The organism is Pseudomonas sp. MWU12-2029, assembly GCF_023242425.1.
Classification (GTDB): Bacteria; Pseudomonadota; Gammaproteobacteria; order Pseudomonadales; family Pseudomonadaceae; genus Aquipseudomonas; species Aquipseudomonas kribbensis.
Genome location: NZ_JALJDY010000004.1, coordinates 569012 through 583140 on the forward strand (window position 1 = coordinate 569012; position 14129 = coordinate 583140).

At 60.4% G+C, this 14129-nt stretch carries 15 protein-coding genes and 1 tRNA gene; 9 read left to right on the forward strand and 7 right to left on the reverse strand.

Features of this window, described 5'->3' with window-relative positions; all coding sequences use genetic code 11:
• Positions 1-26 precede the first annotated feature (26 nt).
• Positions 27-332, forward strand: coding sequence for a YkgJ family cysteine cluster protein (locus M5B44_RS12990; RefSeq protein WP_085709297.1), 306 nt, complete (start codon positions 27-29; stop codon positions 330-332).
• Positions 333-373: 41 nt separating this feature from the next.
• On the opposite strand, the gene M5B44_RS12995 is transcribed toward M5B44_RS12990, so the two are convergent.
• The 6 genes from M5B44_RS12995 to hemA all read right to left on the reverse strand — a co-directional run bounded on the left by M5B44_RS12995 (position 374) and on the right by hemA (position 5732).
• Positions 374-892, reverse strand: coding sequence for an acyloxyacyl hydrolase (locus M5B44_RS12995; RefSeq protein ID WP_134828084.1), 519 nt, complete (start codon positions 890-892; stop codon positions 374-376).
• 110 nt (positions 893-1002) lie between these two features.
• Complete coding sequence (murI, locus tag M5B44_RS13000; RefSeq protein ID WP_248739377.1) at positions 1003-1794, reverse strand: glutamate racemase; 792 nt, start codon at positions 1792-1794, stop codon at positions 1003-1005.
• On the reverse strand, positions 1787-2542 hold the full coding sequence (locus M5B44_RS13005; RefSeq protein ID WP_248739378.1) for a molybdopterin-synthase adenylyltransferase MoeB: 756 nt from the start codon (positions 2540-2542) through the stop codon (positions 1787-1789). The genes murI and M5B44_RS13005 overlap by 8 nt, the downstream gene beginning before the upstream one ends.
• Entirely contained in the window at positions 2536-3366 is an 831-nt protein-coding gene (gene prmC, locus M5B44_RS13010; RefSeq protein ID WP_248739379.1) for a peptide chain release factor N(5)-glutamine methyltransferase, read from the reverse strand. Before prmC ends, M5B44_RS13005 begins: the two co-directional genes overlap by 7 nt.
• Entirely contained in the window at positions 3367-4449 is a 1083-nt protein-coding gene (gene prfA / locus M5B44_RS13015) for a peptide chain release factor 1 (protein WP_114885501.1), read from the reverse strand. It lies immediately after the preceding gene.
• Positions 4446-5732 (reverse strand): glutamyl-tRNA reductase, encoded by a 1287-nt coding sequence (gene hemA, locus M5B44_RS13020; RefSeq protein ID WP_085700892.1) that lies wholly within the window; start codon positions 5730-5732, stop codon positions 4446-4448. The genes prfA and hemA overlap by 4 nt, the downstream gene beginning before the upstream one ends.
• A 182-nt stretch (positions 5733-5914) precedes the next feature.
• Here hemA and M5B44_RS13025 point away from each other — a divergent pair, with 182 nt between their 5' ends.
• The 8 genes from M5B44_RS13025 (at position 5915) to ychF (ending at position 12831) form a co-directional block, all read left to right on the forward strand.
• Positions 5915-7639, forward strand: coding sequence for a tetratricopeptide repeat protein (locus M5B44_RS13025; RefSeq protein ID WP_248739380.1), 1725 nt, complete (start codon positions 5915-5917; stop codon positions 7637-7639).
• A gap of 3 nt (positions 7640-7642) precedes the next feature.
• On the forward strand, positions 7643-8260 hold the full coding sequence (gene lolB, locus M5B44_RS13030; protein ID WP_085709291.1) for a lipoprotein insertase outer membrane protein LolB: 618 nt from the start codon (positions 7643-7645) through the stop codon (positions 8258-8260).
• A gap of 2 nt (positions 8261-8262) precedes the next feature.
• Positions 8263-9114, forward strand: a complete 852-nt coding sequence (gene ispE, locus M5B44_RS13035) for a 4-(cytidine 5'-diphospho)-2-C-methyl-D-erythritol kinase (protein ID WP_248739381.1) — start codon at positions 8263-8265, stop codon at positions 9112-9114.
• 37 nt (positions 9115-9151) lie between these two features.
• A tRNA-Gln gene (locus M5B44_RS13040) sits at positions 9152-9226 on the forward strand.
• 45 nt (positions 9227-9271) lie between these two features.
• A complete protein-coding gene (locus tag M5B44_RS13045; RefSeq protein ID WP_003171603.1) occupies positions 9272-10213 on the forward strand; it encodes a ribose-phosphate pyrophosphokinase in 942 nt (313 codons plus the stop codon).
• 140 nt (positions 10214-10353) lie between these two features.
• Positions 10354-10953: a 50S ribosomal protein L25/general stress protein Ctc gene (locus tag M5B44_RS13050; protein ID WP_085709289.1), complete on the forward strand. Its 600-nt coding sequence runs from the start codon at positions 10354-10356 to the stop codon at positions 10951-10953.
• A 170-nt stretch (positions 10954-11123) separates the two neighbouring features.
• On the forward strand, positions 11124-11708 hold the full coding sequence (gene pth / locus M5B44_RS13055) for an aminoacyl-tRNA hydrolase (protein ID WP_007951726.1): 585 nt from the start codon (positions 11124-11126) through the stop codon (positions 11706-11708).
• Between the two features lie 22 nt (positions 11709-11730).
• Entirely contained in the window at positions 11731-12831 is a 1101-nt protein-coding gene (gene ychF / locus M5B44_RS13060) for a redox-regulated ATPase YchF (protein WP_085709288.1), read from the forward strand.
• A 62-nt stretch (positions 12832-12893) separates the two neighbouring features.
• Here the strand turns inward: ychF and M5B44_RS13065 are convergent, their stop codons facing one another.
• A complete protein-coding gene (locus tag M5B44_RS13065; RefSeq protein WP_248739382.1) occupies positions 12894-14111 on the reverse strand; it encodes an MFS transporter in 1218 nt (405 codons plus the stop codon).
• Positions 14112-14129: the final 18 nt, after the last annotated feature.

Sequence of the window (14129 nt, forward strand, 5' to 3'; positions counted from 1 at the left end):
GCGGGTCACTGCCGTACACTGCGCCCATGAAAACCATTCCCCTGCAGCCAATCGACGAGCCCGCCGTCACCTGTTCGACTTGCGCGGCCTGCTGCTGTCAGCTCGAAGTCATGCTGATCACCGACACTGGCGTACCCGAGCGTTATATCGATACCGATGAATGGGGTGGGGAAGTCATGCTGCGTCTGGACGACGGCTGGTGCGCGGCGCTGGATCGCGACACGATGATGTGCACCATCTACGAAAAACGCCCGCTGATCTGCCGCGAATTCGAAATGGGCGCGCCGGAATGCATCGAGGAACGCCTGGGGATTGCCACGGCGTACCGTTGAATACAAAAAAGGAGCGCCAGGCGCTCCTTTTTTCATGGGTGTTACAACGGCATCGTGTAGTGCAGCGAGTAGCTTTCTACCCCGTCGTTGTTGCTCGACATGCCGGCGTTGGAATAGTGGGTCGCACGGATCCCCACCTCGTGCCCGCCATGGAAGCGCAGACCGAAACCGATGCGGTCTTCGAACTGGAAGGCCTGGCCGATCTTGTTGCCTTCGTAGTCGGTGTTGGAGAACACCGCGGCGCCGATGCCGGCCTCGACATAGGGTTTGATCGACTCGCCGGAAAACTCGTAAACGAACACCGGCGAGAACGACAGGCTGTTGTTGCTGGAGCCCTTGTCGCCTTCCCAGTAGGTGTAGGCGCCGCTCCAGTAACCGGTCAGACGACCGACATCGCTTTGCAGCCAGCTCTTGTCCCAGTCGAAATTCATCCCCAGGCGATAGGTCATCGTTGAATCGCTGGTGGCCCCAACCCCGAATTCCACGCCAGCGGCCTGTGCAGTAAAACTTTGCCCCATCAGTGCGGCCGCAATCGCGGCCAAGCAGAATAGTCGCTTCACTTGAAACATCCTTTTCCTAACGGTCGTATGGTTTTTAGTGTGCTTGACGCTTATAGAAATCGGCGCTTGAACAGAAGTTCAGCTGATTTTTCAGTTATGACACAACTTTTTTACATCGCGAAGCTTTGCACATCGCCGGGCGTTTGTCCCAGCAGCGGCAGGATGTTTTTCAAGGATTGCGGATCGGCGCTGGTCCAGAATCTGGCGGGGCGATTCTGACCCTCGGCAAGCAGATCTCGCTCGGCCAGCAGGCGCTGAAGTTGCCGGGCCACGGCGGCGCCGGTGTCGATCAGGCTGATGTCGTCGGGGAGCATCGTCATGAGCAGCGGCTTGAGGAACGGGTAGTGGGTGCAGCCGAGAATGATCGTGTCGCAACCCGCGCCCAGCAGCGGTTCGACATAGCGGTGAAGCAGCTCGCGCAACTCGGCGCTGTGCAGGTCGCCGCTTTCGATCAGCTCCACCAGCCCCGGGCATGGCTGGGTGATGACCCGGATATCGGTGGCAAAACGGTCGAGCAAAGCCGCGAACTTCGCGCTCTGCAAGGTGCCGGTGGTGGCGAGGACGCCGACCACGCCGCTGCGAGTGGCGGCAGCGGCCGGTTTGACCGCCGGCTCCATGCCGACAATCGGCCAGTCGGGGAAATCGCGCCGCAGATCGGCAACGCCGGCCACGGTCGCGGTGTTGCAGGCAATCACCAGCGCCTTGGCACCCTGCTCGCGGAAAAAACCGGCCATCACGCTGCAACGCTGGCGGATGAACTCCGGGGTTTTCTCGCCATAAGGAATGTGGCCGCAATCGCCGAGGTACAGCAGCGATTCATGGGGCAGCAACTGCTGGATTTCCGCCAGCACCGACAGGCCACCGACGCCGGAATCGAATACGGCGATCGGCGCCTCACGCATGGTGCGAACCACAGACGCTGCATCCCGGATCCCGCTTGACCCGCAGCTCACGGAATCGCGAGCCCAGTGCATCGATCAACAGCAGGCGCCCCACCAGTGGCTCGCCGAAACCCGCCAGCAGCTTCAAGGCTTCCAGCGCTTGCAGGCTGCCGACCAGACCCACCAGCGGCCCGACCACGCCGGCTTCGCTGCAGGTCAGTTCGGCTTCGCTGCCGTGACCGTACAGGCAGTGATAGCACGGGCTCTCGGCACGACGCGGGTCGAATACCGACAGTTGTCCTTCGAGGCGGATCGCCGCGCCGCTGACCAGCGGTTTGCGCGCCGCCACACACGCGGCGTTGACCGCTTCGCGGGTGGAGAAATTGTCCGAGCAGTCGAGCACCAGATCCACCGCTGCCACGGCGGCGGCGAGGGAATCCTCGTCCAGTGCCTGACGATGGGGCACCAGTCGGATTTCAGGATTGATCGCGCTCAGGCGCTTGAGCGCCGAGTCGACCTTGGTCATGCCGACGCTGTCGGTGTCGTGGATGATCTGGCGTTGCAGGTTGGTCAGGTCGACCGTGTCGAAATCCGCCAGATGCAGCTCGCCGATGCCCGCCGCCGCCAGATACAAGGCCACCGGAGCGCCGAGACCGCCGAGGCCGACGATCAGCACGCGGCTGTCCTTGAGCTTCAACTGGCCATCGATGTCGATGTGTTGCAGGAGGATCTGCCGACTGTAGCGCAACAATTCCTGATCATTCAGCACGGCAGGCGCCCCAGGCTGATCCGTTGATGGCCGCCCAGATCGGTGCGGCTGTGGACTTCTTCGAAACCTTGCGTCAGCAACAGATCGCGCACGGCCTCGGCTTGATCATAGCCGTGTTCGAGCATCAGCCAGCCACCGGCCTCCAGATGTGCCGGCGACTGAGCGATGATCAGTCGTAGATCGTCGAGCCCGTCAATGCCGGCCACCAGGGCGCTTTCCGGCTCGAAACGCACATCGCCTTCGACCAGATGCGGATCGGCGGCGCGGATGTATGGCGGGTTGCTGATGATCAGCTCGAAACGCTTGCCTTCGAGAGCACTGAACCAGTGACTGCTGAGCACAGTGGCGTTGTTCAGGTGCAGACGCTGGCGGTTGCGTTCGGCCAGGGCCACGGCTTCCAGCACGCGATCCACGGCGGTGACGTTCCATGCCGGACGCTCGCTGGCCAGGGCCAGGGCAATCGCCCCGCTGCCGGTGCCGAGGTCGAGAACCTTGGCCGGAGTTGCCGGCAGCAATTCCAGTGCTGCTTCCACCAGCAGTTCGGTGTCCGGGCGCGGAATCAGCGTATGCGGCGCGACTTCCAGATCCAGCTTCCAGAAACCCTGCTGGCCGAGAATGTAGGCCACCGGCTCACCGCTGCGGCGGCGTTGCAGGTATTCGGTGAAGACCAGCACGGCTTCGCTGGGCACGATGCGTTCGGGCCAGGTGTGGAGAAAACTGCGGGACTTGCCCAGCGCCGCGGCGAGGAGCAGTTCGGCATCCAGGCGTGCGGTGGGCGAGTCCGGCAGTTCGGCGGCGCGCAACAGGCTGGCGATGATGGTCATTTATTCACCTATCGCTGCCAGTTGGTCGGCCTGGTATTCGGCCAGCAACGGTTCGATCACCGCTTCGACGCCACCGGCGAGGATCTCGTCGAGGGAATACAGGGTCAGGTTGACGCGGTGGTCGGTGACCCGGCCCTGGGCAAAGTTGTAGGTGCGGATCCGCTCGGAGCGGTCGCCGGAACCCACCAGCAATTTACGCTCGCTGGCGATGGCGTTGGCCGCTGCGGTGGTCTGCTGATCGTTGAGCTTGGCCGACAGCCAGGCCATCGCCCGCGCACGGTTCTTGTGCTGGGAACGTTCTTCCTGGCACTCGACCACGATGCCCGTCGGCAAGTGGGTGATACGGATCGCCGAGTCGGTCTTGTTGACGTGCTGACCACCGGCCCCGGAGGAACGGTAGGTGTCGACGCGCAAGTCCGCCGGGTTGATCTCGATCGCTTCCTGCTCGTCGGGCTCCGGCAACACGGCCACGGTGCAGGCCGAGGTGTGGATGCGGCCCTGGGATTCGGTGGCCGGCACGCGTTGTACGCGGTGCGCGCCGGACTCGAATTTCAGCTTACCGTAGACATTGTCGCCTTCGACCCGGGCGATGACTTCTTTATAGCCGCCGTGCTCGCCTTCGTTCTCCGAGAGGATTTCCACCCGCCAGCCGCGTTTCTCGGCATAGCGCGAGTACATGCGGAACAGGTCGCCGGAGAAGATCGCCGCCTCGTCGCCACCGGTGCCGGCGCGGATTTCGAGGAACACGTTGCGCCCGTCGTTGGGATCCTTGGGCAGCAGCATGCGCTGCAAGGTGGCTTCCAGCTCGATGAGTTGCTCTTTGGTTTCGCGGACTTCTTCCACGGCCATTTCGCGCATGTCCGGGTCGCCGTCCTTGAGCAGCGCCTGGGCGCCTTCCAGATCGGCCTGGGCCTTGAGCAGCTGTTTATAGGCTTCGACGACCGGCTCGACTTCGGCGTATTCCTTGGAATAGGCGCGGAATTTGGTCTGGTCGGAAATGACTTCGGCGTCGCCGAGCAGCGCCGTCAGTTCCTCGAAACGGTCCTGGAGGATGTCCAGCTTATTGAGCAGTGACGCTTTCATTGCGGTTTTTTATCCGAAAAGCTATCCGGTGAGCCCTCGAGGGCAAAGAGTTCCTGGGCCATGGCCAGCGCATCGAGGCGGCCTTCGGCAGAAAGCTTTTTCAACTGCACGCTCGGGGCGTGCAGGAGTTTATTGGTCAGGCCACGGGCCAGCTGGCCCAGCACGTCTTCGGCGTTGCCGCCATTGGCCAGCAGGCGCAGGGCCTTTTGCAGTTCTTCGTCGCGCAGGCGTTCGCTCTGTTGACGATAGGCCTTGAGCACGTCGACCGCAGCCAGCTCGCGCAGGCGCACCATGAAATCGTCGGCGCCGACCGAGACCATCTCTTCGGCGGCTTGCGCTGCGCCCTGACGGCTCTTGAGGTTTTCGGCGACCACTTCGTGCAGATCGTCGACGCTATAGAGGTAAACGTCGTCGAGTTCGCCGACTTCCGGTTCGATATCCCGGGGAACGGCGATGTCGACCATGAAGATCGGCTTGTGCTTGCGCAGCTTCAGGGCGCTTTCAACGGCGCCCTTGCCGAGGATCGGCAACTGACTGGCGGTGGAGCTGATGACGATGTCGCTGCGCACCAGTTCCGCCGGAATGTCCGACAGCAATACCGCGTGGGCGCCGAACTGTTCCGCCAGCAGGCTGGCGCGTTCCAGCGTGCGGTTGGCCACCACGATACGCTTGACCCCCAGATCATGCAGATGGCGGGCGACCAGGGTGATGGTCTCGCCGGCGCCGATCAGGAGGGCCTGGCTGCGTTGCAGGTCACTGAAAATCTGTTTGGCCAGGCTGACCGCGGCAAACGCCACGGACACCGGGTTTTCGCCAATGGCAGTATCGGTGCGCACTTGCTTGGCGGCGTTGAACGTTGCCTGGAACAAGCGCCCGAGCAGCGGCCCGATGGTGCCGGCCTCGCGGGCCACGGCGTAGGCCGATTTCATCTGGCCGAGGATCTGCGGTTCGCCCAGCACCAGCGAGTCGAGCCCGGAGGCGACGCGCATCATGTGACGAACTGCCGCATCATCTTCATGCACATAAGCACTCGCGCGCAGCTCATCGAGGCTTAAATGGTGATAGTCGGCCAGCCAGCGCAGCACGATATCGGCCGAAAGCTGATCCTGTTCTATATACAGTTCACTGCGATTGCAGGTGGAAAGGATCGCAGCTTCGCGGCTGTCGGTGAGTCGGCAGAGCTGCTGCAAGGCCTCCACCAGCTGCTCAGGGGTAAAGGCCACGCGCTCGCGGACGTCTACTGAAGCAGTCTTGTGGTTGATACCGAGTGCAAGGAAGGCCATTCAAGGTCGCTGATGGTGACGTGAAGCCGGCAATTGTCCTACTTCGTCAGATTCAGAACAACTACCGCTGACTATTGTCCCAATTGTCGGCCCCTATAATGGCCACAATCGAGACTCGGTTATGTTTGGCCGAAGGCTTGTGTCATGATGATCCGACCGCAGGTTAGTCGTCCTCTTCCTATATGAATAGATCTTCCGCGTTGCTCCTAGCTTTTGTCTTCCTCAGCGGCTGCCAGGCCTTGGCCCCCGTTTCGCACGATGGCGCCTCATCGGTCGAAGACACCACGCCAGCCCCTGAAAAGCCCAAGGTTTACAGCTCGTTCAGCCAGGAAACGGTGTTCAGCCTGCTGAGCGCCGAACTCGCCGGCCAGCGCAATCGCTTCGACATTGCCCTGGACAACTACGTGACCCAGGCCATCAACACCCAGGACCCGGGTGTTTCCGAGCGGGCGTTCCGTATCGCCGAGTACCTGGGCGCGGATCAACCGGCGCTGGATACCGCACTGATCTGGGCGAAAAACGCACCTGACGACCTCGAAGCGCAACGCGCCGCCGCCGTGCAACTGGCACGCGCCGGGCGTTATGACGACTCGATGGTCTACATGGAGAAAGTCCTGCAGGGCAAGGGCGACACCCATTTCGACTTCCTCGCGCTGTCGGCCGCCGACACCGATCAGGAAACCCGCAACGGTCTGATGAAAAGTTTCGACCGCCTGCTGCAGCGCCACCCGCACAACAATCAGCTGATTTTCGGCAAGGCCCTGCTGATGCAGCAGGACGGCGACACCAAAGGTGCGCTGACCCTGCTCGAAGACAATCCGCCGGACGACGGCGAAATCGCCCCGATCCTGCTGCGTGCCCGCCTGCTGCAAGGGCTGAACCGTGGCGACGAAGCCCTGCCCCTGCTGCAGAAGAACATCAAGAAGTACCCGGACGACAAGCGCCTGCGCCTGACTTACGCACGGATGCTGGTGGAACAGGACCGGATGGACGACGCCAAGGTCGAGTTCTCGACGCTGGTCCAGCAATACCCGGAAGACGACGAACTGCGTTACTCGCTGGCATTGGTCTGCCTGGAAGCCAAGGCCTGGGACGAGGCCAAGGGTTACCTGGAAGACCTGATCGCCCGGGAAAGCCACGTCGATTCCGCGCATCTGAACCTGGGGCGCATCGCCGAAGAACGCAACGACCCGCAAGGCGCACTGATCGAGTACGCCCAGGTCGGGCCGGGCAACGACTATCTGCCGGCGCAACTGCGTCAGGCCGACATTCTGATGAACAACGGCAAGACCGCCGAGGCCCAGAGCAAACTGGCCGCCGAACGTGATGCGCAACCGGATTACGCGATCCAGCTGTACCTGATCGAGGCCGAGACCCTGTCCGCCAACAATCAGGGCGACAAGGCCTGGAAAACCCTGCAGCAGGCGTTGCTGCAATACCCGGACGATCTGAATCTGCTCTACACCCGGGCCATGCAGGCGGAAAAACGCAATGACCTGGCACAGATGGAAAAAGACCTGCGCCTGATCATCAAGCGCGACCCGGACAACGCCATGGCGCTCAATGCCCTCGGCTACACCCTGTCCGATCGCACCACCCGCTACGCCGAAGCCAAGGCTTTGATCGAGCAGGCACACCAGATCAATCCGGAAGACCCGGCGGTACTCGACAGCCTCGGCTGGGTGAATTTCCGCATGGGCAACCTGGATGACGCCGAGAAGTATCTGCGTCAGGCGCTGGAGCGTTTCCCCGATCACGAAGTCGCCGCTCACCTGGGCGAAGTCCTGTGGACCAAGGGTAACCAGCGCGAAGCCAAACAAATCTGGGGCAAATTCCTCAAGGACCAGCCCGATAGCACCATCCTGCGCAGCACCATCAAGCGCCTGACCGGATCCGAGACTCTTTAACCCATGTTTTTGCGCCACGTCATCGTTTTCAGCTTCATCGCCCTCCTCGCCGGTTGCGCGGGTTTTGGCGCCCGCGAATCCGTCGAGGGCCACGGCAGCCCGGCACAATGGGCCGCGAACAAACAGCAACTGACCGGCCTCGACGGCTGGCAGATCGACGGCAAGATCGGCATCCGCGCCCCGAAAGACTCGGGCAGCGGCACGCTGTTCTGGCTGCAGCGCCAGGATTATTACGACATCCGCCTGTCCGGCCCGCTGGGTCGCGGCGCGGCGCGATTGACCGGTCGCCCGGGCAAGGTTTCGCTGGAAGTCGCCAACCAGGGCCGCTATGACGCGCAATCCCCGGAAGTCCTGCTGGAAGAACAACTCGGCTGGAAACTGCCGGTATCGAATCTGTCCTGGTGGGTTCGAGGCCTGCCGGCTCCGGCCAGCAAGAGCCGCCTGACCCTCGATGCCGACAGTCGCCTGGCCAATCTGGAACAGGACGGCTGGCAGGTCGAGTACCTCGGTTATGCCGAACAGAATGGTTATTGGCTCCCCGAGCGGATCAAACTGCACGGCACCGATCTGGACGTGACCCTGGTCATCAAGACCTGGCAACCGCGTAAATTGGGGCAATAAGCATGACCGCTCCACGCCTGACGCTGCCTTCTCCGGCCAAACTCAACCTGATGCTGCACATTCTCGGTCGTCGTGAAGACGGCTATCACGAGTTGCAGACGATTTTTCAGTTCCTCGACTACGGCGACGAAATCAACTTCGCCGTCCGCGACGATGGCGTGATTCGCCTGCACACCGAATTCGACGGCGTGCCTCACGACAGCAATCTGATCGTGCGTGCGGCGAAAAAACTGCAAGAGCAATCCGGTTGCTCGCTGGGCATCGACATCTGGATCGACAAGATCCTGCCGATGGGCGGCGGCATCGGTGGCGGCAGCTCGAATGCGGCGACCACCCTGCTCGGACTCAATCATCTTTGGCAACTGGGCTGGGATGAAGATCGGCTGGCAACACTGGGCCTGAGCCTGGGCGCCGACGTGCCGGTGTTCGTCCGTGGCCACGCGGCTTTCGCCGAAGGTGTCGGCGAGAAACTGACCCCGGTCGAGCCCGCCGAACCGTGGTATGTCGTGCTCGTACCGCAAGTCTCTGTTAGTACGGCAGAAATTTTTTCAGATCCATTGTTGACACGTAACACGCCGCCCATTAAAGTGCGCCCCGTTCCCGAGGGAAACAGTCGAAATGACTGCTTGCCGGTGGTAGCAAGGCGTTATCCAGAAGTACGTAACGCATTGAATTTGCTAGGTAATTTTACCGAAGCAAAACTCACCGGAACTGGAAGTTGTGTGTTTGGGGGCTTCCCAAGCAAAGCTGAAGCTGATAAAGTCTCGGCCCTTCTGACAGAGACCCTTACAGGGTTTGTAGCAAAAGGAAGCAACGTTTCGATGTTGCATCGCAAGCTGCAAAGTCTGCTCTAAAGGAACCAAGTGCCCGGCACTTGCAAGCAACAGATACAGGGGCGTCGCCAAGCGGTAAGGCAGCAGGTTTTGATCCTGCCATGCGTTGGTTCGAATCCAGCCGCCCCTGCCATTTTCTATACTCATCCAGGTTACCCTCAGCCTCTAGGTACTGCGCGTGTCCAAGATGATGGTCTTTACGGGGAACGCTAACCCCGATCTGGCTCGGCGTGTCGTACGTCAGCTGCATATCCCTCTCGGTGACATCTCTGTCGGTAAATTCTCCGACGGCGAAATTACAGCCGAGATCAATGAAAACGTTCGCGGTAAAGACGTTTTCATTATTCAGCCGACTTGCGCTCCGACCAACGATAACCTGATGGAACTGGTAGTGATGGCTGATGCCTTCCGCCGCTCCTCGGCTACTCGTATCACTGCTGTTATTCCTTATTTTGGTTATGCCCGTCAGGATCGCCGTCCGCGTTCCGCACGTGTGGCTATCAGCGCGAAAGTCGTCGCTGACATGCTCACCGTAGTCGGCATCGACCGTGTTCTCACGGTTGATCTGCATGCTGACCAGATTCAGGGTTTCTTCGATATTCCGGTAGATAACATCTACGGCTCCCCGGTTCTGGTGGATGACATCGAAGATCAGCGCTTCGAGAACCTGATGATCGTGTCCCCGGACATTGGTGGCGTCGTGCGTGCACGTGCCGTTGCCAAGTCGCTGGGCGTGGATCTCGGGATCATCGACAAACGCCGTGAGAAAGCCAATCACTCTGAAGTGATGCATATCATCGGTGATGTCGAAGGGCGTACCTGCATCCTGGTCGATGACATGGTCGATACCGCCGGCACTCTGTGCCACGCGGCCAAGGCCCTGAAAGAGCATGGCGCAGCCAAGGTCTTTGCCTACTGCACACACCCTGTGCTGTCGGGTCGGGCCATCGAGAATATCGAAAATTCCGTGCTGGACGAGCTGGTGGTCACTAACACCATCCCGCTGTCCGCAGCAGCACAAGCCTGTGCACGTATCCGTCAACTGGATATCGCACCGGTTGTTGCCGAAGCGGTTCGCCGCATCAGCAATGAAGAATCGATCAGCGCGATGTTCCGCTAAGGGCCCTGCCCTTCTCGAAATGTCTCGTTGACGAAAAGCGCCCCGCCCCAACACTCATGTTGGGGCGGGGCTTTTTTGCCCATGCCGCTTTGACGTCGGTCGCAGACGTCGCCCGGACATGGCTATTTTGGAGATACAAAATGACTGATTTCATCCTGAACGCCGAAGCGCGTACCGACCTGGGGAAAGGTGCGAGCCGCCGCCTGCGTCGTCTCGCCAGCCAGGTTCCTGCCGTTGTATACGGTGGTGACAAGGCTCCTGAGTCCATCATGATGCTGGCTAAAGAAGTAGCCAAGCTGTTCGAAGACGAGGCTGCTTTCAGCCACGTCATCCAACTGAACATCGGCGGCGTCAAGCAAGACGTGGTTGTTAAAGCCATGCAGCGTCACCCGGCCAAGCAGTTCATCATGCACGCCGACTTCGTACGCGTTGTTGCCGGCAAGAAACTGACTGCCGTTGTTCCAGTGCACTTCATCAACGAAGAAGCTCCGGTCAAGAAAGGCGGCGAGATCTCGCACGTTGTTGCAGAAATCGAAGTTTCCTGCGAAGCCAAAGACCTGCCTGAGTTCATCGAAGTCGACCTGGCCAAAGCCGAAATCGGCACCATCATTCACCTGTCGGACCTGAAAGCTCCTAAAGGTGTTGAGTTCGTTGCTCTGGCACACGGCGATGACAAGGCTGTTGCCAACGTCCACGCTCCACGTGTTGCTCCAGAAGCTGCCGAAGGCGCTGCAGAGTAATCACTCTGTAAAGCCGGAGTGAACAGGTAACATCGCGGACTGGAACGTAGCGAGAAAGCGGGCGGGAACGCGGAGTTTACATCCATGGTAAATGAGCATTTTTCGTCCACTTTCGCCGCCTTCCCCGATCGCGGCGATGTTATCCACCACTCCAAGGAAGGGCCCCTATCGTGACTGCCATCAAACTGATCGTTGGCCTGGGAAATCCAGGTGCCGAATACGAACAGACCCGGCATAACGCAGGGGCCCTTTTTGTTGAGCGTATCGCCCACGCACAGAACGTGAATCTCGTGGCCGATCGCAAGTATTTCGGCCTGACCGGGCGTTTTTCGCATCAGGGTCAGGACGTTCGTCTGCTGATTCCCACCACCTACATGAACCGCAGCGGCCAGGCCGTGGCGGCACTCGCCGGTTTCTTCCGCATCAAGCCCGAAGAGATCCTGGTGGCACACGACGAACTCGATCTGCCTCCGGGCGTCGCCAAGCTCAAGGTTGGCGGCGGCCATGGCGGTCACAACGGGTTGCGCGACATCATTGCGCAATTGGGCAATCAGAATACGTTCCACCGCCTGCGGCTTGGCATCGGCCACCCGGGCGTCGCCAGTATGGTTTCAAATTTCGTCCTGGGTCGTGCGCCACGCGCCGAACAGGAAAAACTCGATGCCAGCATCGACTTTGCCCTCGGCGTGCTGCCGGATATCCTCGCCGGTGAATGGAACCGCGCGATGAAAAACCTGCACAGCCAGAAGGCCTGACTCTAATCCGAGGGGAAACACCATGGGATTCAATTGCGGCATCGTCGGCCTGCCTAACGTCGGCAAGTCCACCCTGTTCAACGCCCTGACCAAATCCGGGATCGCGGCCGAGAACTTCCCCTTCTGCACCATCGAGCCGAACAGTGGCATCGTGCCGATGCCGGATCCACGCCTGAACGCTCTGGCGGAAATCGTCAATCCGAAGCGCATACTGCCGACCACCATGGAATTCGTCGACATCGCAGGCCTGGTGGCTGGCGCGTCGAAAGGTGAAGGCCTGGGCAACAAGTTCCTGGCCAACATCCGCGAAACCGACGCGATCGCTCACGTCGTGCGCTGCTTCGAAGACGAAAACGTGATCCACGTTTCCAACAGTGTCGACCCGAAGCGCGACATCGAAATCATCGACCTGGAACTGATCTTCGCCGACCTCGACAGCTGCGAGAAGCAACTGCAGAAAGTCGCGCGCAACGCCAAGGGCGGTGACAAGGACGCAGTGGCCCAGAAGGCCCTGCTGGAACAATTGATCCCGCACTTCACCGAAGGCAAGCCTGCGCGCAGCCTGATGAAGAACATGAGCGCCGACGAGAAGGCAATCATCAAGGGCTTCCACCTGCTGACCACCAAGCCGGTCATGTACATCGCCAACGTCGCTGAAGACGGTTTCGAGAACAACCCGCACCTGGACGTGGTCAAGGCCATCGCCGAAGAAGAAGGCGCCATGGTCGTTCCGGTCTGCAACAAGATCGAAGCGGAAATCGCCGAGCTGGACGACGGTGAAGAGAAAGACATGTTCCTCGAGGCCCTGGGCCTGGAAGAGCCTGGCCTGAACCGCGTGATCCGCGCCGGCTACGAAATGCTGCACCTGCAGACCTACTTCACCGCCGGTGTCGAAGAAGTCCGCGCCTGGACCGTCCGCGTCGGTGCCACCGCACCACAAGCCGCCGGCGTGATCCACACCGACTTCGAGAAAGGCTTCATCCGCGCCGAAGTGATCGCCTACAACGACTTCATCCAGTACAAGGGCGAAGCGGGCACCAAGGAAGCCGGTAAATGGCGTCTGGAAGGCAAGGATTACATCGTTAAAGATGGCGACGTGATGCACTTCCGCTTCAACGTGTAAAAGCTGCACCCAAAAAAAGCCGCGTTCGATACGCGGCTTTTTTGTGCCTGAAATTCAGCCCGTCAGGCCTTTTTGGTTCTCGGCAGGAAAATCGCCAGCACCCCGAACAACGGCAGGAACGAGCACAGGAAGTACACGTACTCGATGCCGTGAATGTCCGCCAGATGCCCGAGCAACGCCGCGCCAATCCCGCCAAAGCCGAACATCAGCCCGAAGAACACCCCGGCAATCATCCCGACATTGCCCGGCACCAGCTCCTGCGCGTACACCACGATGGCCGAGAACGCCGACGCCAGAATGAAGCCGATCACCACGCTCAGGACAGTGGTCCAGAACAGATCAACATGGGGCATGAGCAGCGTGAATGGCGCAACGCCAAGAATCGAAAACCAGATCACAGCCTTACGGCCGATCTTGTCACCAATTGGCCCACCGAAGAATGTGCCCGCCGCCACCGCGCCGAGGAACAGAAACAGATGCAGTTGCGAACTGGCCACCGACAGGTCGAACTTTTCGATCAGGTAGAACGTGAAGTAACTGGTCAGGCTGGCCATGTAGAAATACTTGGAGAACACCAGCAACCCGAGCACCACCAATGCACTGACCACCCTGCCCTTCGACAGTCCATGAGTGGCAGCCTGGCCGGCCTTGAGCTTGAACAGGTTCAGGTGATGGGCGTACCAGCGACTGATGCGGTACAGCACGAACAGCGCAAACACTGCGAACAGCCCGAACCACGCCACGTTGCCCTGTCCGAAGGGAATGATGATCGCTGCCGCCAGTAACGGGCCGAATGCCGAACCGGCGTTACCACCGACCTGGAAGGTCGATTGCGCCAGACCGAAACGCCCGCCGGAGGCCAACCGTGCGATACGAGAAGCTTCGGGGTGAAAGGTCGAGGAGCCGATACCGATCAGCGCCGCCGCCAGCAGAATCAGCGGGAAACTGCCGACCATCGACATCATCACAATACCGATCAGCGTACACACGGAACCGGCCGGCAACAGCCACGGTTTCGGATGCCGGTCAGTGTGATAACCGACCCACGGCTGCAACAGCGACGCGGTCAATTGGAAGGTCAGGGTAATCAGGCCGACCTGAGTGAAGCTCAAGCCGTAGTTGGCCTTGAGCATCGGATAGATCGACGGCAGCACTGACTGGATCAGGTCGTTGATCAAATGCGCCAGCGCCACCGCGCCGATGATGCGCATCACCAGTGGACTGCTTTGGGGAGGAGCGGACGCCGACGCAGCGGCGGTCTGAACGTTGCTGATAGCCATGGGAGTTTCCGTACAGCA